This window comes from Lactiplantibacillus brownii, assembly GCF_031085375.1.
Classification (GTDB): Bacteria; Bacillota; Bacilli; order Lactobacillales; family Lactobacillaceae; genus Lactiplantibacillus; species Lactiplantibacillus brownii.
On the sequence record NZ_JAVCWF010000001.1, the window covers coordinates 2115118 to 2135524 of the forward strand.

General features: G+C 44.4%; 21 protein-coding genes. 6 read left to right on the forward strand and 15 right to left on the reverse strand.

Going from position 1 to position 20407, the window contains the following annotated elements:
- Nucleotides 1-14: 14 nt before the first annotated feature.
- Entirely contained in the window at nucleotides 15-938 is a 924-nt protein-coding gene (locus tag RA086_RS09995) for an alpha/beta hydrolase (RefSeq protein ID WP_308703651.1), read from the reverse strand.
- Nucleotides 939-1036: 98 nt separating this feature from the next.
- Between RA086_RS09995 and RA086_RS10000 the strand changes: the two genes are divergently transcribed.
- The 3 genes from RA086_RS10000 to RA086_RS10010 are packed head-to-tail and all read left to right on the forward strand — an operon-like array spanning nucleotide 1037 to nucleotide 4138.
- Nucleotides 1037-2839, forward strand: coding sequence for a M3 family oligoendopeptidase (locus tag RA086_RS10000; RefSeq protein ID WP_308703652.1), 1803 nt, complete (start codon nucleotides 1037-1039; stop codon nucleotides 2837-2839).
- A gap of 17 nt (nucleotides 2840-2856) precedes the next feature.
- On the forward strand, nucleotides 2857-3270 hold the full coding sequence (locus tag RA086_RS10005; protein ID WP_308703653.1) for a helix-turn-helix domain-containing protein: 414 nt from the start codon (nucleotides 2857-2859) through the stop codon (nucleotides 3268-3270).
- Between the two features lie 10 nt (nucleotides 3271-3280).
- The gene (locus RA086_RS10010) at nucleotides 3281-4138 is read left to right on the forward strand and encodes a type 2 periplasmic-binding domain-containing protein (RefSeq protein ID WP_308703654.1); all 858 of its coding nucleotides are present in this window, start codon (nucleotides 3281-3283) and stop codon (nucleotides 4136-4138) included.
- 283 nt (nucleotides 4139-4421) lie between these two features.
- Here RA086_RS10010 and RA086_RS10015 read toward each other — a convergent pair whose 3' ends face one another.
- The 3 genes from RA086_RS10015 to RA086_RS10025 form a co-directional block, all read right to left on the reverse strand.
- Nucleotides 4422-5606 carry an MFS transporter gene (locus RA086_RS10015; protein ID WP_308703655.1) on the reverse strand — a complete coding sequence of 395 codons (1185 nt, stop codon included), beginning with the start codon at nucleotides 5604-5606 and terminating at the stop codon, nucleotides 4422-4424.
- 295 nt (nucleotides 5607-5901) lie between these two features.
- Nucleotides 5902-6189, reverse strand: a complete 288-nt coding sequence (locus RA086_RS10020; protein ID WP_308703656.1) for a LasU family protein — start codon at nucleotides 6187-6189, stop codon at nucleotides 5902-5904.
- A 338-nt stretch (nucleotides 6190-6527) separates the two neighbouring features.
- Nucleotides 6528-7313 (reverse strand): alpha/beta fold hydrolase, encoded by a 786-nt coding sequence (locus tag RA086_RS10025; RefSeq protein WP_308703657.1) that lies wholly within the window; start codon nucleotides 7311-7313, stop codon nucleotides 6528-6530.
- Between the two features lie 205 nt (nucleotides 7314-7518).
- Between RA086_RS10025 and RA086_RS10030 the strand changes: the two genes are divergently transcribed.
- A complete protein-coding gene (locus RA086_RS10030) occupies nucleotides 7519-8757 on the forward strand; it encodes an ISL3-like element IS1165 family transposase (protein WP_308702118.1) in 1239 nt (412 codons plus the stop codon).
- A 223-nt stretch (nucleotides 8758-8980) separates the two neighbouring features.
- Here RA086_RS10030 and RA086_RS10035 read toward each other — a convergent pair whose 3' ends face one another.
- Both RA086_RS10035 and RA086_RS10040 read right to left on the reverse strand, forming a co-directional pair.
- A complete protein-coding gene (locus RA086_RS10035; protein WP_308703658.1) occupies nucleotides 8981-9340 on the reverse strand; it encodes an MmcQ/YjbR family DNA-binding protein in 360 nt (119 codons plus the stop codon).
- On the reverse strand, nucleotides 9327-10274 hold the full coding sequence (locus RA086_RS10040; protein ID WP_308703659.1) for a zinc-binding dehydrogenase: 948 nt from the start codon (nucleotides 10272-10274) through the stop codon (nucleotides 9327-9329). Before RA086_RS10040 ends, RA086_RS10035 begins: the two co-directional genes overlap by 14 nt.
- A gap of 96 nt (nucleotides 10275-10370) precedes the next feature.
- Between RA086_RS10040 and RA086_RS10045 the strand changes: the two genes are divergently transcribed.
- Nucleotides 10371-11180 (forward strand): MerR family transcriptional regulator, encoded by an 810-nt coding sequence (locus RA086_RS10045; protein WP_308703660.1) that lies wholly within the window; start codon nucleotides 10371-10373, stop codon nucleotides 11178-11180.
- A gap of 77 nt (nucleotides 11181-11257) precedes the next feature.
- Here RA086_RS10045 and RA086_RS10050 read toward each other — a convergent pair whose 3' ends face one another.
- The 5 genes from RA086_RS10050 to RA086_RS10070 all read right to left on the reverse strand — a co-directional run bounded on the left by RA086_RS10050 (nucleotide 11258) and on the right by RA086_RS10070 (nucleotide 16248).
- Nucleotides 11258-11578, reverse strand: coding sequence for a thioredoxin family protein (locus RA086_RS10050; protein WP_308703661.1), 321 nt, complete (start codon nucleotides 11576-11578; stop codon nucleotides 11258-11260).
- Between the two features lie 81 nt (nucleotides 11579-11659).
- Entirely contained in the window at nucleotides 11660-12781 is a 1122-nt protein-coding gene (locus RA086_RS10055; RefSeq protein WP_308703662.1) for a PLP-dependent transferase, read from the reverse strand.
- Nucleotides 12782-13913: 1132 nt separating this feature from the next.
- Nucleotides 13914-14144 (reverse strand): hypothetical protein, encoded by a 231-nt coding sequence (locus RA086_RS10060; protein ID WP_308703663.1) that lies wholly within the window; start codon nucleotides 14142-14144, stop codon nucleotides 13914-13916.
- Nucleotides 14145-14221: 77 nt separating this feature from the next.
- Nucleotides 14222-15478, reverse strand: a complete 1257-nt coding sequence (locus RA086_RS10065; protein ID WP_308704457.1) for an APC family permease — start codon at nucleotides 15476-15478, stop codon at nucleotides 14222-14224.
- A 68-nt stretch (nucleotides 15479-15546) separates the two neighbouring features.
- Nucleotides 15547-16248 (reverse strand): hypothetical protein, encoded by a 702-nt coding sequence (locus tag RA086_RS10070; protein ID WP_308703664.1) that lies wholly within the window; start codon nucleotides 16246-16248, stop codon nucleotides 15547-15549.
- Nucleotides 16249-16469: 221 nt separating this feature from the next.
- Between RA086_RS10070 and RA086_RS10075 the strand changes: the two genes are divergently transcribed.
- Nucleotides 16470-16907, forward strand: coding sequence for a MerR family transcriptional regulator (locus RA086_RS10075; protein WP_308703665.1), 438 nt, complete (start codon nucleotides 16470-16472; stop codon nucleotides 16905-16907).
- A 185-nt stretch (nucleotides 16908-17092) separates the two neighbouring features.
- Here the strand turns inward: RA086_RS10075 and RA086_RS10080 are convergent, their stop codons facing one another.
- The 4 genes from RA086_RS10080 to RA086_RS10095 all read right to left on the reverse strand — a co-directional run bounded on the left by RA086_RS10080 (nucleotide 17093) and on the right by RA086_RS10095 (nucleotide 20407).
- The gene (locus RA086_RS10080; RefSeq protein ID WP_308703666.1) at nucleotides 17093-17527 is read right to left on the reverse strand and encodes a nuclear transport factor 2 family protein; all 435 of its coding nucleotides are present in this window, start codon (nucleotides 17525-17527) and stop codon (nucleotides 17093-17095) included.
- Nucleotides 17528-17577: 50 nt separating this feature from the next.
- Nucleotides 17578-18432: an aldo/keto reductase gene (locus tag RA086_RS10085; RefSeq protein WP_308703667.1), complete on the reverse strand. Its 855-nt coding sequence runs from the start codon at nucleotides 18430-18432 to the stop codon at nucleotides 17578-17580.
- A 127-nt stretch (nucleotides 18433-18559) separates the two neighbouring features.
- Nucleotides 18560-20023 (reverse strand): MFS transporter, encoded by a 1464-nt coding sequence (locus RA086_RS10090; RefSeq protein WP_308703668.1) that lies wholly within the window; start codon nucleotides 20021-20023, stop codon nucleotides 18560-18562.
- A 9-nt stretch (nucleotides 20024-20032) separates the two neighbouring features.
- Entirely contained in the window at nucleotides 20033-20407 is a 375-nt protein-coding gene (locus RA086_RS10095) for a nuclear transport factor 2 family protein (RefSeq protein WP_308703669.1), read from the reverse strand.

Genomic DNA, 20407 nt, shown 5'->3' on the forward strand with positions numbered 1-20407 from the left:
TGACGATTTCAAAGTTACTGTATATACTGATTTAAAAAACTTGCCACTTGATGCTTATAGGCTGGATAATCTTGATTAATGGCTGTCGTATGACCCGCACCAGGCACCAGCCATAATTTTTTAGGCTGGTTCGCCTGACGATACAACTTGCGACTCATCCGCGTCGGAACAAAGTCATCTTTCGTCCCGGCAATGATCATAATAGGAAGCTTATTTTGACGAATTTGTTTAACGGCATCCGCTTCACCAAAAGTATACCCCGCCCGCAATTTAGTGATCGCACTCGTGACGTCCACCAATGGAAAGGCTGGCAAATGATATAACTCACCGGCTTGATAACTGATGATAGCTTTGGCACTCGTAAAGGGACTATCAACCACGTACGCTTTAATTTGCGGAATCTGTGGCTCCCCGCTCGCCATCGTCATCCCAGCGGCGCCCATACTGATACCACTCATCACAATTTGGGTGGTCGCGGTCTTTTTGACCACCGTCTTTGCCCACTGTAGATCATCTTTGCGCTCCAGCCAACCATAACCAATCGCCTGGCCTTGGCTAGCACCCGCTGCACGAGCATCCGGCACTAACACGTTATAACCCAATTCATGGTACATTCCGGCCCAAGCTCCCATCAACGACTTATTGCCGGCAAAACCGTGGGCTAGTACGACCGTTTTCTTCGCATTGGCCTTGGGAATATACCAAGCAACTAGTTTAAATCCGTCGGCAGATTTGATCGTCCAAGTCTTTTTCTGTGCATGCAAGTACCAATACTTTTCCTTGTAGACCGCACTCTTTCTCGACAATGCCGTACTTTGGGTCACAAAACTTTTGTCGCCCCGGGCAATCGCCACGTGATAAAAGTAATTGCCAGCCCCAATCAAGCCGCCAATCAGTATCACGACGATCACCCCAATTGTGATCAACCATTTTTTCATCACTTGTCCGCCTCAAATTCTTGATAGAAATATTGCCACTACCAACATAATAACGTTTATAATTAAAGATAACTAGACTACATTTGGAGGGAATTGCGATGCATTATTCGGAAACGTGGGACTTAGACCGTATTTTTCCAGGCGGCATTGAATCGCCAGCACTACAAACCAAGTTGACGACCATTAAGCACCAGTTGCGTGACACACAAACGACCTTAACGAACTGGCGAGCCGATGCTGATACCCCAAACTTCGACTGGTTTGAACAAATCGTCAGAGATTTACAAACGATCGAAGCCGGCTTGGCGCAAAGCGAAGTTTTCGTTGTTGCGATTCAATCAGCGGACGCCAGTGATACTAAGGCTGGCGCCGTCCTCAATCACCTTTATCAGCTCGACAATGAACACGAAAAGTTGATGACGCAATTCAAGAACCTGCTCGTCGATTTACCACAGGCGACGTTTGATAAAATTATCACTGAGCCTGACTTACAGCCACTCGCCTTTAATTTGAAGGAAATGCGTCAACAAGGGTTGGCCTTACTCGACAGCGAAACGGAAGCCTTAATCAACAACTTAGCGATTGACGGCTTCCAAGGTTGGAGTGACCATTACGACACCCTCGTCAGCCAAATGCAGATCAAGTACACGGACCAGAATGGCAAAACAACTTTGCTTTCAGCTGGTCAAGCTCAAAACAAGTTAGCCGCCGCGATGCCTAATGCCCAACGTGCCGACCTAATGGCTAATTGGGAACAGGCTTGGCAACAGTATGCAGCGCCTTTCGCGGATACTTTGAATCATCTGGCTGGGTTTCGACTACAAAACTATCAGGCCCATGGTACGACGAACTTTTTAGCCAAGCCCTTGGCGCTAAACCGTATGAGCCAAGCGACACTCGACATGATGACTAAAGTTGTCGGTCAAAATAAGGACATGTTGTTACATTATTTACAGCGTAAAGCTGCCTTGATGGGCAAAACACAAATTGATTGGCAAGATTTGGAAGCGCCCTTAACGTTAGGGACCGCCACGAACACGCAAACTTACGATGAAGCCGCTGAATTTGTCATTGACCATTTTCAAAAGTTTAGTCCGAAGATGGCGGCCTTGGCTAAGTACGCTTTCGACCATCGTTGGATTGAAGCTGAGAATCGGCCCAATAAGCGACCGGGTGGCTACATGGATAATCTGCCAGAGACTCAGGAATCTCGGATTTTCATGACCTTTACAGGATCACCCAACGATACCGCAACTTTAGCTCACGAACTGGGACATGCATTTCACGCTGATGTGCTTAAAGACTTGCCATTGTGGCGTCAAGACTACGCGATGAATGTCGCGGAGACCGCCTCAACCTTTGCTGAACTGATTGTTGCGGATGCCAATGTAAAATCAGCGACCGATGCCAAGACAAAATTGAACTTGTTGGATGCGAAAATGCAAAATCCATTAGCGATGTTTTTAGATATTCAGGCGCGTTATTTGTTTGAAACACGCTTCTATCAGGCTCGGCAACAACATGTCGTGACGCCTACTGAACTCTCAGACTTAATGTTGGCTGCTCAAAAAGAAGCTTATGGTGACGCCTTGACCACTTATCACCCAATGTTTTGGGCCAGCAAATTACATTTTTATATTTCCGATGTGCCATTCTACAACTTTCCCTACACCTTTGGTTACTTATTCAGCTTGGGAATCTACGCGCAGGCAAAACATGATGACCATTTCGAAGACCGCTATATCGCTTTATTAAGTGATACGGCGAATATGTCGACCGAGGACTTGGCACGGAAACATTTAGGCGTTGATTTGACTAAACCTGATTTTTGGCAAGCTGGCGTTGCTTTGATCAAACGAGATATTGATGAATTTATGGCGTTATCTGCGCCACTATTATAATGAATGGAAGTGAGCACATGTTTCCAGAACGTTTACGAGCCTTACGTCGTGGGCAAAAAATGACCCTTGGCGAATTGGCGACGGCTTTAAATCATTTACCAGACGCTGAACTCACGCGTAAAAATACCGCTGCTCAGATTGGTAACTGGGAGCGCGATTTACGGACCCCTTCCTACTTAGAAGTTCGCAAGTTGGCCGAATACTTCCACGTCACCACTGACTATTTATCCGGGCGCGCGGATCAAGAAGAATATGACCTAGGTCGGATCTTCTTGTCTGGTAAACCGTTAACTTTCAACCAAGAACGACTTTCCAGTGAAGACCGCTATGAACTATTTCAGTTGATGAACGGCTACTTGCACGGTCGCCAACAACGGACGACCCCAGATGCCGCCGGTCAAGAAGAACTGGATCTACACTTTGATAATTAGGAGTTTTTAGATGAATCCGAAGAAATTAAAGCAATTGAAAAAAAAGGCCAAACGGCAGTCGACTCAGGCAACGCCTTACATTGCCGAACTCACGAAATACCGGGATTGGTTCCAAGACGATCCTCAAATTTTAGTGTTGCTCAATAATGCGTTAGAGGCCGACCGTTTGTTGGCGGCTGGCCTGGCGCCACAACAATTGCCATTATTACAAGTTCCAGATAATTTCCAAGATCAACTCATTGCCCGAATCAATGCAAAATACGCCTTGCATGACCCAGCCGGTGACGCTGAATGGAATCGGCTGTCCGCAGCCCTACCAAAGGTTGATCATTTATTACGTGATTTTCGCGACTATTTGGAAGACCAGTACGGGATGTGGGCCTATATCAGTGCTCCCTTCTTAAAAGATCTCGCTGATTTCGTTGGCAATGAACCCGTTTTGGAAGTCATGGCCGGCAACGGTTATATCTCCAAAGGCTTATCACGGTTGCATCCGCAACAAACAATTTACACGACGGATTCCAAAGCCTGGACCAAAGAAGCCGATAATCAGACGGGTAAACATCCTGTCACCACAATTGAAGGCTTAGACGCCGTCAGTGCCTTTGAAAAGTACGCGGATCAGGTGAAAGCAGTTATTATGGCTTGGTCACCGGATAAACTCACGATGGACTGGGACTTACTACAAGCGATGCGGGCAAGTTCAGTTCATGTGCCACTGATTTGTTTAGGTGAAAAATACGGGGCAACTGGCTCGAAACAATTCTGGGACCAAGCGCATTATCGCGATGATGCCGCGGTGGAAAAACTCAACCGTCATTATCGACCATTTGACTTGATTCATGACCAAGTTTACGTGATTGATTGAGTTATTTTTGGTGTCACCATCACACCCAAATACAGTTCCACATCTAACCAGTCCAACAAACATCGACTTTCGACAGGTCATGTTTGTTGGACTAGTTTTATAAAAAGGTTCGTCCATCATCTGTTGCCGTCATTAGGATTCATAAACAATGCTTGGATCTTTAGCAGTCTCACATCAAACAATTAAAAATTTTCCACTTCAATAGACAATGATAGCCGACCACTTCTTCATCGTGGCCGGCTATTTTTGAAGGCTAGTGATCTAATCACAGACAAGGATAATACTAACTACCATTTTGCACGGTTTCTCTCACTTTGACAGCGATTGCACTGGCGGTGACTACACATCCTGTGATTATGAATAATATTCTTATACTCAAAAATCGTCCCATCACCCCACCGGCATAAGTTCCAAAAACAAAGCCCAATACCGTTACCATTCCTTTGAAGGCATAGACTTTACCCACAATAAATTCTGCCGTATGACGCTGAAAGCTAAGATTATTCTGTATATTAAAGAAAGCACTGCTTAACCCAATAACGCTATAGATAAGTATCAGAATCAAATTATTTGAGAATAAAAACGCAACTAAAATAAAACAAATTCCAACAATAATAACCTGAAACACTGACGCCACTTGTTCAAACTTCCCGCTAAATCTAAAGAAAAGAAAAGCTCCAAGAATCACGCCTGAAGATTCGGCAATATTCAGCATCATATATAGCGTCGTTTCGTTTGAAATTGACATTTCTCCCAAAAAAGGGAGTAATAATGGGGTCAAAACACCAAAACCAAAGTTTGCAAAAAAAAGGACCAGACTCGCAGACTTTAACGAGCGTTTTCGTAACACATACTTATAACCGTCAAACATTCCGGTTGTTGTTTGGTGTGCCGTGGTGTCTCCAGTCAATTTAGCCTCAGGTATTTCAACTTTTGTAAAAGCGACAACCCCGATTGATAACATCAGAATACAAGCAATAATTAACAATGCCATTTTAAAGCCCCAGTTTTCACTCACATAAGTCATAATGATAGGCGCAGCAATTGACATGGTTTGATCGGACAACTCCAAAATTGAATTGATTTTATCCAACTCTTTTGCTTTAAAAAAGTGATAGATCAGCTTTATCTCGGCCGGATGAAAAATTGGTTCAACGAAGCCAATTAAGACGATGATCACTATAAACTCATAGATTTGAAATTTACTCTGATCGTAGAAGCCCATCAAACCAACCATTAGAATAAAACGTGCCACTTCTGAGAACAACATGGTATTAACTGGCTGCAGTTTATCAATAAATAATCCCATGATGGCATGAATAATGAAGCTCGCACCATAATAACCACCCCAGAGCAGGCTAAACCAGACTGGCGCCGCACCTTTTAAAGCTAACGTAAAAGCAAAAATAATTGCTGCATTTGAAAAATCTGACAAAAAAGTGATCGGTACGATTGCCTTTGCTTTCATTTTGTTCTCCTTGTTTTCACATAATGAGAAAGCAACTATCCGTTTTCTAATCTTTCACTAATGATATAGTAAAAAACGTAAAACGCAATAGTCATTCAAAGACTGCCTCTCTCACTAAGCGTAGCAACGCACAACCGATCTTTCTAACCGTAAATGAATACAACAAAAAATGGCAAAACCCCAGTATAATTCTGGAATTTTGCCATTTCATAACTTGAAAAAGATATAAAATTTTTCGCTGATTTCAAATACCAACGCGACAGAAACCAATTCAACATTCCGTTAGGCCCAGTATTTAATTGTGTCCCATCAAGTAAATACAACTGATGACGATTACCATCAGTAAACCGCCTAAATAACCATAAAACCATTTTTCACGCTGCGTAAAATGTTTCTCACTATGGGCAGCCTTGGCAAGACCACCGATGAAGAATAATAGAAATGCATAGCCCCCTAAGCCAACCAGACTAAAGGCTACCCAACTTGTCCCCGCTACCGAATTCATCGTTTTCAAATGAATGCCATAAACTAGTGTGCCTACCAAAAACCACGTCGGACTGATTAAAATCAAACCTTTACGCATTGCCATCCCTGCTCTCATTTAGTGATGGGCCTAGTTTAACTCAGTGAGTTTGCTGGGACAATCTTAAATAAGTGACCGAAATTTTGTTATTATTTCATTAATGAACAAGTGAACCCAGCTAGTCGTAAGTGGTCTAAATGCTTGTGATAACGCACATCTGACCGATGGCAGGATTGTGCTAATTGGTTCTTAGGTCGGTTGGCCCTGATTGCGTGGCTTCAATATTTTTCAATTTATATTTGGCAACCAGCTAACCTGCCAAGATTTTCTGGTCAAAAAAAGTCCGAGTTATTTCCCGGACTTGCTTGCAAAATCGTTATTGCTAGCCTCACCAAAACTCAGCCAATAATATTTCGTTGTAAGAATGCTACCGCGGCTTGATGCATTTTATGTGGCACATGGTGCATGCCACCATCCGCATGCTGAAAAATCGTGTGCTTCAACGCCGCTGTTTCGCCAAAGCGTTGTTCAAAGTCTTCCACATATTTGTAAGGCACCATCGTATCGGCGGTACCATTAAAGAAGAACATTGGCCGCCCAGCTAGTTGTTCAATATGTTGTGATAGGTCGAATTGACCGATCTGCGCATAAGTTTTTTTCAATAAATCCGCTGGTAATTGTGCTAATAACGCCGCCGGAATCTGAGCCACCTGGTCTTTGGCGAACGCAACCGGTTCCGGTGAGCCAATTAATGATACCCCAGCCTGAACATTGGCTTGCGTTGCCATAACTCCCGCAGCGGTAATGCCGCCCATAGACGTTCCCATTACCCCAATCTTATCAGGATCAGTCAGTCCGCGTGTCACTAATGCGTCTACTAAGCGTGGAAATTCCGCCACCGAATGACCGACAATCTCCCAGAAATGCTCAGGATGCCGATCCAAATCAGTACCATCATTGCGACTCCCATGCAAATAAGCCGTTGGCAAAATGACCCGGAAACCAGCTTCAACAAGTTGATAACTTGCCACCAGCTCTGATGACGTCGGGGTGGTCCAACCATGATAATCAATGATCGTTGGTAATTTGGTTTGAGCCTGACTCGCCGCAAACACGTGTAATACCGGTAAATCGTCCAATTTAGTTGTGCGGACGATGACATCTTCAAAGACAGTTGTTGTCATTTTTATCACCATTTTCAGAATTAATAGTTAACAGTGTAGCAGAGAATCGGTGTTAAACCAACAAAAAAGGGTCTAGAATTTTTGGTGTTGGAAAGTATTTCCATTCCAAAAGTACTAGGCCCTTTTTGATAACAAAAAAAGCATCTAAGCCTCCCTAGTGCTATGCTTTAAGCGACTAAACTCAAGATAAGCGGGGTAGGAATAGATGTCTCAACTAGATAATACACTTAAATTACTGGGAATTACAGACACAAACATTCAGGTGTTCGGTACTCGTGAGGAATTTAATGGTCGGGGCTCGGGTCGCAAAAAGTATTTGGTCATCCAGGCAGAGCTTACCTACACACTCAGGCGCTGTCCCAGCTGTGGATACAATACGTTGCACCCTAACGGACACAAGCTCACTCATGTCCACATTTCAGGACCCATGGACCGGCCCGTAATTCTAGAGCTAAACAAGCAACGCTGGCGTTGTAGTAACTGCCATAGCACTTGTACGGCCACCACTCCAGTGGTATCAACCAACCACGCCATCGGTCACGGACTAGCGACTCATGTGCTGAAGCTAGCCAGTAAATCACTCCCGGCTAAGACTATCGCCAGTCTCACCGGTATTTCGACAAACTCAGTTCAGCGTATTTTGACGGCTAATATTCATCCACACGCGAGCCGCCGGTTACCGATTAATCTATGCTTTGATGAATTCCGTTCCACGCACGGCTCCATGTCGTTTATTTGCATTGACGCCGACACTCACAAATCAGTTAAAGTACTTAGCGACCGCCTTAATAGAACCATCAAACAGTTCTTTCTTAGTCAGTACAGCACCGTAGAACGGGCCGCGGTTCAACGCGTCATCATGGACATGAACGCCTCCTATCAGGCATTCGTGCACGAACTATTCCCTAACGCCGAACTCATTATTGATCGGTTCCACATTATTCAATTAATGGGCCGGACGATGGATACCATTCGCACTCAATGTTTAAAGCAACTCGACAAGCATTCGCGGGAATATAAAGTACTGAAATCACTATGGCGCCTATTCCACAAGGCCACCCCTGACGCACAAAAGAGCCGCTACCTCTTCGGCCTGAATGAGTACTCGACCGAACAGAACGCTATTGATATTGGAACCGATACGTTTCCGGCCTTCAAAACAGCTTATGAAACCTACATCGATCTCCACGATGCTTTGATGGGGCGTCACGCTGATGAACTCAAGAATATCATCACTAACTATCAGCCTAACGGCACGCCCCTAGATACGGCCATGCATACCCTACGAAAGAATCTTAATGGAGTAATTAATGCCGCCAAATCGTCCTACTCTAACGGACCGATAGAAGGCATCAACCGTAAGATCAAGGAGCTCAAACGTGCTTGTTATGGCTTCTCCAATCAGGCCAATATGTTCACACGCGTCTACCAGCTGATTGCCTAGATTATCTACCACAATAACGTCACGATGGTAGGCTTATTTGTTATGCCTTCAAGTACGATATTCAGACGACACACCAGATTAAACGCCGCAACTAATAAAAAAACAAAAAAGATCTCCCACACGAGGAGATCTCCAAAGGATAGAAACTATCCTTCAACACCATTTGACAAAGAGCCACAAAAAAGCGCTAGTTTTCAAGCTAGCACTTTCGTTAGATCACCCTTCAGCGTGAGGTTAATTTAGCACTCTCCGCAATCATTGCGGTTAGTTTTTGATCCGAGATGGCCGTCGCATTAATTGTTATCGTCGTCCAATAACGTTGATTAAAGTGGGCTCCCGGTGCAACATCTTTGAGTGTTCGGATCGACTCACTATGTGCTGGCGTGAGTTTAAGATCCACCATGACCTGATCATCTTTTTGATAAACCATCGCCAAAATTTTATGATTATGACGCTGCTTAATCGTTGCAAAAACAATTGCGGCCTGCTCACCCACATGATTGAAAGGAAAAGCTAAATAACCACCCGTTTGGGCCATAATTTTTTTGATCAAGCCGTCGGTCGTCAACCTAGTCGTTGTCAACAATAACCTGACCTAAATCACGACTAGCCATGACATAGTCATGTGCGGCTCTAATTTCGGGTAATTTAAAGACTTTGGCAATTGGAATCGACAGCTTATATTTAGCAATCATCGCAAACATTTCCGTCACCAATGCTGGTTTAACTTCGGTTGAATCAAAAACAGTTAACGATTTGCCCGCTAAAATAAATGGATTGAAGTTCTTCACGATCCACTCGCCAGCTAGTAATCCGATCAATGATAACTTGCCACCTTGATTCAGATGCGCAATCGAATTGGTCAACGTAACCGTGCCAACCATGTCTACAATGCCGTCAAAACTAGCGTCGGTCACCAGTTCGTTATTTTGATCTAAAATGGCTTCATCAGCGCCATTGCGCGTTAATGCCGCTAGCATATTGGGCCGTCGCGTCGTGGCCGTAACCGTTAATCCAAACGCTTTAGCTAATTTAATTGCGGCTAAACCAACCGCACTCGTCCCGCCACGAATTAATAGCGTTTGCCCTGCCTGTAAATTCAATGATTTGATGGCACCAATGGCTGTATAAAAGTTTTCAGGATACTGTGCTAAACTCACCCAGTCACCCGTATAAGCTACTGGGAACAAGTGTTGATCATCGACTAAGGCATAATCTTGATAACTACCATCGACCTCACGACCGAAACCACCCATCATCGTAATCACTTTTTGACCAACTTTTAATGAACTATTGGTTGATGTCGCCGAAATTTCGCCAACGGCTTCGACACCAATAACTCGTGGAAATTTGACGGACGGCGACCCGCCAGCCCGGGTCAAAACTTCATAACGGTGAACCCCAAAAGCGTGAATACGCATGACGGATTGCGACGCGGTGGGTTGCGGAATTGGCCGCTCCACAAGGTTCATGACATCTGGATCGCCTGGTTGTTCAATAACGACTGCTCTCATCATCTATCGACTCCATTCTAATTTAGATTGATTCCTCAATAAATTAAGTATAAGGTGTAACGTAACGTTACAGTCAAGTCTAAAGTTGGAGGAACTGTCATGCTAACGATTCAAAAATTTGCTAAATTAGCCGGTACTACCCGCCGGACCTTGATCTTTTATGATGAAAAGGACCTATTCAAGCCTAAAAAAGTTGCCGAAAATGGCTATCGCTACTACGATTACGACCAACTTTATCCCGTAACCTTCATCCTTGAATTGCGCCACTTAGGTTTGCCAATTTCAGAGATCAAGTTGCTCACACAAACCACAGGACACGCTCCATTGAATGCCGAACTGAAAAAAATCCTCAGTCAGATCAACCAACAACTGGATAACCTCACGATTCTGCGCGAGACTCTGAATGATCGTTTTAATCAATCTGTGCCGCCCGAACCAGTGATCAAAAATCGGCCGTTTATTCAGTCAGAATCAGTCAACCACTTTTGTCGTTCACGCCAATCCGTTGCTTGCACTGAGGCTGAGATTGCTGAAATTTATGCTGACTTTTATGCCCAACTGGGTCGCTTAAAGTTAGTCGATCAACAGGATTCCGGTTTTTTAACCCAATTACCTCACAGTGACGCCAATGGCTACCCAACCGCGTCATTCTGCATTTTGAAAGCTGTGGGGCCGCGTACCGATACCGGTGACCTACCCTTGATCGAAAAGCCCGCTGGCAAATATGTGTCGATCGATACCACGAACGATATCAAAAATATCTGTATTGCCTTACGACAGCTTGCTGATTATCTCAAAAAAAATAAGCTGCCAATTAATGGTCAGCTCTGGCAAATGAATTTGGACGAAAATTTCACGAGCAAGGGTGCTTCGCCATTGGTTCGTTTACAATATCAGCTTCAAAACTAATGACTCAGTCTTGAAAATCAAAACGTGCGACAAATGACTACATCAAGTAGCCGCTTGTCGCACGTTCATTATTTTAATTAGTTGTCTAATGAATCCAAGAAATCTTCAACTTGTTTTTGCGTCTTGCGGAACTTATCCACATAACGACCGATTTCTTCACCGTCTTCAATACCAACGAAACTAGGAATACCCATGACCCCTAAATCTTGCGCGATATCAATATTGGCATCACGATCAACTGTGATCCAATCGTATTGGTCATATTTGGCTTCTATCTGAGGCATAACCGGTTTGATGAAGGCGCAATCTGGGCACCAATCCGCCGTAAAGAATAACATATGCTTGCCAGTTTTAATGCGTTCGCGAATTTCTTCGTTGCTTAAAGTTGTCGTTGCCATCTATATTGCCTCCAATAATTGTCAGGATTAATTCAATAGTTCTAGTTTACCACGTACAAAAAGTAAGTAAAGCCTTTTGTCTTATTTCGCTGCTGCAGTCAAAGCTTGTGTCAAATCGGCCTGTAAGTCGGCCACATTTTCGATCCCCGTGGACAAGCGTAATAAATTCGCCGTGATCCCTTTTGCTTGGCGTTCAGCTTCGGATAAGTCAGCGTGAGTCTGCACGGCAGGAACCGTGACCAAACTCTCGACGCCGCCTAAACTTTCCGCAAACGAAACCACTTTCAAAGCTCGTAAGAAGGTATCTACATCCACCCCGGGGGCTAAATAAAAACTAATCATGCCGCCCCGACCAGGATACAGCACTTTTGCAACGTGTGAGTTGGCTGTTAACACTTTTACTAACGTTTGGGCATTCGCTTCATGTTGCCGCATCCGCAACGGCAGGGTCTTCAAACTCCGAAGTAACAGCCAAGCATCGAAGGGGTCCAACACGGCGCCAGTTGTGACCAGATTAAATGCCAACTGGTCAGCGTCAGTCTGATGTTTCGCAACAACCGTCCCCGCCAAGATGTCATTATGACCCGCCAAATACTTCGTTGCTGAATGTACCACGAGATCTGCACCTAAATCGAGCGGTTTTTGAATCAATGGCGTGTAAAACGTGTTATCCACAATCAACTTAATGCCATGGGATTGGGTCGTTTGCGCGGTCGCGGCAATATCAATGACTTTCATCGTCGGATTCGAGGGCGTTTCCAACCACAAGGCAACGGTTTTGTCATCAATTGCTGCCGCCAACTGTTGCTGATCTTGGCCATCCCAAACCGTGAAGTTCAAATGATAATGGTCATGCAACAAATCAAAGAAACGATATGAACCACCATACAAATCGTCAGAAATAATAATCCGGTCACCACTATTGAACAAGGTAAAGACTAATTGAATGGCCGCCATGCCCGAACTTAGGGCAAAAGCCGCCACCCCATTTTCCATTTGAGCCAGTGTTTTCTCCAAGATACATCGCGTCGGCTGTGCCTCACGGGGATAATCAAATCCGGTCGATTGACCAAGTCCGGCATGACGATAGGCTGTCGACAGGTAGATGGGCGCAGAAATTGCCCCAGTTTTCTCATCATCAGTACGGTTTCCGGCTTGCGCGAGCAGTGTTTCTAGATGTAGCTTTGTTGGTTTTGTTGTCATTATCAATGACTTCTTTCTCTTAATAGACTGGTTAATTTTTAATTAACATTGTTGATAGGTTTGAGTAGATGCGCCGGATGAACTTTTGTTTGGCGATTGCAACCTTTTAGTGACAGCCACGCAAATACTTGAAAATCCTAGGTTTCACTTTGGCCTGAACACTCAAAAAAAGTCCCCCATCCATCTATACAACGGACGAGGGACGCATTGGCGCGATACCACCCAAGTTTATTAACTAGTCACCTAGTTAAACTTATTGAGTTATTACTAACTCACTGGAATATCGGCCAGTACCGCTAGCACAGCCTTTCGACCGTTACTAGTCATTCCGAGCTCATCTTCATCACATCTCTAACCACCGCTTTTCAGTTAGGACGGCTTCCTGTCGGCTTTTGACGTGATTACTCTTCTCATCAACATGCATATTTAATTATATTCTAATCTTACTCTAATGATAGCTTATACGTCAAGCAGTGTTCTAAGTCTGCTATTGCTGACCTAATATGGTGTGACTATCATATTTATTAAAATGACTCATTTATTGTCCGTCTCCGTTGACTAGCACGTTTGCTGTGAGGCAGACCTGCAGCCAAAGGACGGTCTGCAGGGCGCTTTCAAGCCGAAAACCACGTCTTAAAAGTCGGCCAGACACTAACCTGGGTTAAACCACCCAGCTAAGTGTCTCGACACGGCAAACGAGCTAATCCACTCCGACGTCAAATAGTAGTTTAATTAAAGCCATATTGAACTAACTTATTATCTAACGAAAAACTAATTGATACTAAGAACACTAGTTAGTGCAGGGCGGGCTGGATGATGCTCAGTGGTGAAATTTTCCTTTGCTGGTGGGCTTCCAGCTTAGGAAAAGCCCGGCTTGTGAGACCGTCCTTTGGCTCACAAACGTGGCCACCACGTTCCAGCATCAATCCAGACCAACCGGAACGGCAAGCTAAGCGAATATTCATAAATATGATCGCTACGATACACTCGTGTGAAGGTTAATAACAACGATGTACTAAAAAAGCACAGCCCAATGACAAAAAAATTCCGCCAGCAGCCAAAGTGACTGTTGCGGAAACTTTTTAGTCAAACCAACAAAAACGGCCAATTCAAATAATTACTCACTATAACGCTAACTGACTAAAGTTAATTGTGAAGCCAGCTGGGTCAATTCAGTTTGGATCTGCTGAACCGCTACGCCATGTTCTGCGTGGGCCAACGTGGCTAGGCGTTCTGTCAGCAAACGTTGCTGAGCCAATAAGTAGGCTTGACGTCCTGCTGCCGGAACAGCTGCGACCACGGTTGATTGTCGGCCGACCCTCGATCTTAATTTAATTAGTCCACATCCTGCTTGACAACTCATTGACTCACCCTTTCTGATTCAATAAGTTTAGTTTAAACCTTTCGACCAAGGCGAAGGCAAGTCTTTTTTGAGAAAATTTAAGCTTGTTGCCGATGTGCCGTTAAGAAGTAGAATGGGACCGCAATGACTAAGCAACCCAATCCCATGATTAATTGGAAACCAGACGCTTTAGACAACAACCACAAGCTGACAATGACCGCGATCACGGGTAAGACTGGTCCAAACGGCACCCGGAAACTAGCACCAGTCTGCGTTTTACGTCGGCGAAAGACTAGTACAGCTAGAATCGTTGGAATATATTGGGCAAATCGTGAAACAACTGAGATCGCCGCTAACGTTTGGAACGTGCCCGAAATTGCTAATGGATAAGCAATCAAAAATGAGATCACCATCGCGACCGCCGGCACATTGCGACGATTACGATAACCAACAATTTTAGGCATCACGCCATTATCGGCCATTGAAGAACCAATTCGTGGCAAATAGAACGATTGGGCCGTCGCAACCCCTAAGATGGAGACAATCGTCCCCAACGCCACGATCGTTTTACCAACTGGACCTAGAATTTTTTCAAAGCCATCTTGAATCGGAGCAGTACTACCAGCTAAACTACCACCTAATACCCCGATTGAAACGACTTGAATCGCAATGTAGAGCACTGCCACGACCGCTAGCACGATAACAATCGCCATTGGAATCGTCCGCTGCGGATTTTTGAATTCTTGCGCGGCAATCGCAATCGCTTCAAAACCGGTGAAAGCGTAAAAGATCAAGATTGCGGCCGACCCAAATGAATTGGCAAAACTAGCACTATTGACCACGAATGGTGTAAAGTGCGCCCCATTGATGAAGAAGGCGCCAACCACAACAAACAGCACCAATGGCAATAATTTGGCAATCGTCACAATATTATTGACCACTTTTGTCAAAGTTACGCCGGCAACATTGATCAAGGTTAGGCCACCTAATAACACCAAGATTGTTAAATCTTTCCAAAGTGCTTGTTGCAACACGGGGAAAATGGCGCTTAACGCCGTGGTGAAAGCATTAGCCATCGTCGCCCACGCAATAATACTAATCGCCCAGACACTAAACCCAACTTCGTAACCGACGAAATCCCCAAAAGCTTCTTTGGCATACAAATACGGCCCACCATTACTTTTAAAATAAGTGGCGTCTTCTGCATAACACAGCGCAATCGAGACGATCAACAACATATCAAAAATAAAAACTAAAATACTGGCTGGGCCCATCAGCGCTTCCGCCTGACCTGGTAATAGAAAAATACCAGAACCAATAATTGAATTAATGCCTAACAAAATAACACTTAACATGCCGAACTTCGACTTCAAACCTAATCCACACCTTTCTCACTCAATCCTATTTTACACGTTTATGCTTTTTAGCCCAGTGTCCGCTCCAAATAAGCGGCCCGAATCAACCGATAGGCCACCGGACTTTCGAGCTGTCCTAAGGCAAAGCTAGGCCGTTCGACCTGACTCAACCAATAAGCATCATTGCCCAACTGCCAACCGAACGATTGACCACTCACACAACAGTGATTCAACGCCTCATTTTGCGTCAATAAATGTTGTAGTAACGTTTGTAGCGGCCGACTTGTGGCAACTAATTGCAAATCCGTGACCTGTGCCGCTAACAACCAACAGCGTGCTTGGTCGGTCAAGCCGCGTAATTGTTGCGGCATTGCTTGCGCTAAAGCCTGTGGTGGCGTCTTCAAAGTTAACACCGTCAAGCCAAGTAGTGCCGCCGCAGTATTGAGCAACGTCTGATGACTCAAAACCGCTAGATAACCAACCAGATACCATTGTCGTTGCAAACTTGGCGGCACAGGATTACCGCTTGCTGCCACGACCTGGGCCATTTTTTCCAGCAAGCGAGCATATGCAGTGTGATCAATTCGCGTGACTAGCTGCTCAATCGAATATTGCGAATAGATCTCGCTACCCTCGTCGGCTGGGTTCCAACTTAACAAATCTACATCCGCTCGTGTCTTAACTTGCGCCAGGGCTGCCTGCGCATCTGCTGACCACGCCATCGTTGGCTCGAAATCGTGCCCAGTCAATTGAACTGAATATTGCCACACATCAAATCCCTCCTTGCTGAACTGGTAAATGTAGCTTACCACCTTAGGACTACTAGAAGGCAACTGTTTCGTTCAACTTTATTAGAAAAGTTTTGGCATTCCCGTTAAACTAGCTCTAACCAAAGACTAAAATGTCGTTTCTCAATTTAAGCTTGCCAACCGTATCAAACGGGGTTAAAATTAGGTTTAAAATATTATCTTTATTTCGAGGAGGGTTACAGTTGTCCTATACCATTCAAGAAGTTGCTAAAAAAATGGCCATCTCAACTTATAGTATTCGCTATTATCACGATCACGGGATGTTGCCATTCGTTAAGCGTGATGCCAACAACAATCGGGTCTTCGAAGACACCGATCTGGAATGGCTACACCTCATTATTTGCCTCCGTCAAACTGGGATGCCGGTTGAACGAATTCAACATTACTTGGCGCTCGTTCAAGAAGGCGAAAACACCGTCCCTGAACGCTATGAGATGATGAAAGCCCAACAATCCCGCACACTCGATGAAATTAATGACCTGCAAAATCATTTGAAAACGATCAATATCAAAGTTGACCACTATGCGGATGTGTTAATTCATCACAAATCAGACAGTTTCGTGCCGTCCAACATTCCCGAGGCTGAGGAACACGATGTTTATCAAGAAAATCAGTCATAAAAAATTTAGGATAAAATCAAAAAGGCTTGCAGAATAACTGCAAGCCTTTTCTTGTATAAGAGTCGAAACGTGGGCCAACGGGCAGTTTGTTCCGCTTAACCCGGTATCGTGATTATTCCAAGCCAAGGAATAATCGCAATACCACGTTAATGCTCACAAACTAACCGCCCGCCGTCCCACTCTGATTACTTTTCTAAATGCCAGTTAAAATGAGAATTACGTTCAGCAATCAACCATTTGCCAGCAACTTTTTCATATCGATCTTCATAACGAACCCCTTCTTGCGTCGTAGTTGTCGTGCCATCAGCATTCGCTTTAACTAAAACAACATAATTATAAGCGGTTCCCGTCGCATGAGTGCGATCCGTAAAATTGACCGTCTGCTGACCACTCATGTGAAAGACGGATTGATAGTCGTCCATTGAACTAGAGAACGCTTTAAAGATTTCATCACGTCCATGTAAGGTAAAAGTGACTTTGCCATCGTTGATAATGTTTACCACACCGTTTGTCGTAAACAATTGCACTTGTTTGTCATTTTCTTTCGTATCTGCGTCATTCGAAAATAAATCCACAACTTCTTTTAATTCCAAGCGATCACTAATTTCTTGTAAATCCATTACTTCACACACTCCCTAATAATTTTTTAATCGTCACACGACTTCTACAATTAATCTGCAGGTACCCAGGCACCAAATTGTTGTTCTGCCTGTGCTAATGAAACGTGATAGTAACGTTTTGTACCATCTAAGACGTCAATTTTAGCCATTTCAGCCGGGGTCAAGGAAAAATCAAAAACGTCAAAGTTTGCGCGTAAATGATCTGGATTCGTCGTCTTTGGAAAAACAATCGTGCCGCTTTGCAAATGCCAGCGCAGCATGACTTGCACGTTACTTTTACCATACTTTCGACCTAGCTCGGTGAAGATTGGCTCATTAATTAAGCCCGCGTCACCATGCCCAAGTGGATACCACGATTCCATTTTGGTCCCATATGGCGCCAATTTCGCTTTCAAGGGACGCTGTTGGAAATACGGATGTAATTCAACTTGCATCACGGCCGGCTTGATCGTGGCAATTGTCAATATCTTGTCCAACCGGTCGCCATCAAAGTTACTGAGGCCAATTGATCGTACTTTACCGGCTTTGACCGCTTGTTCCATGGCCTGCCAAGCACCCACATAATCCCCAAACTGTTGATGCAACAATAATAAATCGATATAGTCAGTGTCCAACCGGGTCAACATTTTGTCGATTGCCACTGGCGTCTTTTCCAGCCCATAATCGCTAGGCCAAAGTTTGCTAGTCAACCAAATCTCATCCCGGTTAAGACCACTCTTCTTAACGGCGGCCCCCACGCCGCGCTCATTCTGATAAGCATGTGCGGTATCGATATGGCGGTAGCCAAGTTTTAAAGCAGCGGCAACTGCTTGTTCAGTAGCAGCATCGCCATCAATTTGATAAACGCCGAGCCCAAACTGTGGAATCCGGTGACCATCATTTAACGTTAAATAAGTTTGTGTCATGTGATAAAACTTCCTTTCAAATTATCAATAAGTTTATTATCGACCCAATCGGGTTATTCGCCAATGGGCAGCTTTTCGTAAAGGGTGACCTATGCCACCCTTTTGCTAAAAAAGTGGCTTAACGTGACTACCTTGGTTGTTTAACCGGTGCTTTCCGAACGAGATTCAAGATAAAACTAATGATTACCAATCCTAAACTAATCAACATAATCGTGTGCAAACTGTTAAATAGCATTGTCCGCATGGCTGGTAACAAGCTTGTTGGTAATTGTTGCGCCGTGTTCGCATCAGATAATTTATTGATCATCCCGGTCGTAATCTTGCCATTCGTCGCTGCGGCTTGTGTTGCGGTTCTTAAACTTAACACGGCCCCAAAAATCGACGCCATAAAAGTTTGTCCTAGCGTTCGAAATAATAAGCCAAACGTTGTTGAAACACTGATCAATTCTCGTTGCACGCCATCTTGTAAAGAAACTTGCATTGGCGTAAATGCTAAGCCCATGCCTAAGCCTTCAAAACCGCCACTCACAATTAGCCACCAATACGGAGCCGTTTTAGTAGCCAGTGTCATTGCCAGTGCCGAGATCAACACACTGAGCGTTCCAAAGAATACAATCTTTTTATAAGATAAGTTGCCCATCAAATGTGCCGTTAACCGCGTGCCCACTAACAATAAAATAGAACTAGCAATTTGCGTTAAGCCACCTAGCGTAGCACTTTTTCCCAACAAACCTTGTGCCCACATTGGTGCATAAACACTGTAACCAATCATGAAACCATTGATTAAAAACATCATCACATTTTGCACCTGTACCCGCGGATTTTTTAGCAATTCGAGTGGTAATAACGCGTGATTGCTTTGTTTTTCAACCATGAAGAAAGCCACTAACACGAGCAGGCCAATCCCTAACAAAACCAGTGAACGGGTCATACTAACAGCCAACCCATCACTAGCAAATAGTAAGATAATTAAAGCCGCTGAAAGTAACCCCGCGCCAAGGTAATCAAAAGGTTGTTTAGCTGTGGTTTTGACTGGATCATGATAAGTCACCTGCAGCAACAACATTGAAATGATGCCAATCGGTAAATTGATCAAGAAAACCCAGTGCCATGAAAGAACATCGACGAGCCACCCGCCAATCAGTGGGCCAACAACTGTCGATAAGGTATAAAATGCGGTGACCCAGCCTAACGCCCGTGCACGTTCAGCTGGATTAGGATAAATATCGGCATAAATGATAAATGGAATCGACACCATCCCACCCGCGCCGATGCCCATCAATGCGCGTGCAATGATCAACATGATCATATTAGTGGCAAGCCCACCGAGTAATGAACTGAGAATAAACAGCGCAACTGAGAATTGAAAAATGCGTTTGTTGCCAAAATTCTCGGCAACCCGCCCCCATAAGACTGTCGTCACCGCAGTCCCCAATAAGAACGCTGAACTGATCCAACCTACAAGCCGAATCCCATTCAAATCACTCATAATTGCTGGTAAGGCGGTATTCACAATTGTTGCATCGAGACCGCCCATGAAGTTCGCAATTAATAAGGCCACTGTTGCGAGTGCTAAATTTCTTTTTACCATAACTTCCTCCTAGTATAATCGGACGCGTGAACAGCTGAGCTGCCATTGGTCACAATGCTTTTGTAAATGAAGTTGTGCTTCAAGTGCCCAGACATTTCTGAACCCATAGATGCGCGCATCGATCAAGTTACGCATGACTGCCTCAGCTTCGTTACCGGTCACGGTTACTTTCAAACTCACTTCTTGACTGCTAAAATAGTGCAGTCGTCCAATTTTAAGTTGTTGCAACCAATCCGACTTGGTTTGTTGTTCACCGGTTAAATGACTGAAAACTGCTGTTGGTGCGGTGATCCGGTCGAGCAAGGCCAAATCTTTAGTCAGCAAACCTTCAATTTGTTGGCGACAAACCCGTTTTACCGGTGCAGTGATTATTGCGTTACTCAT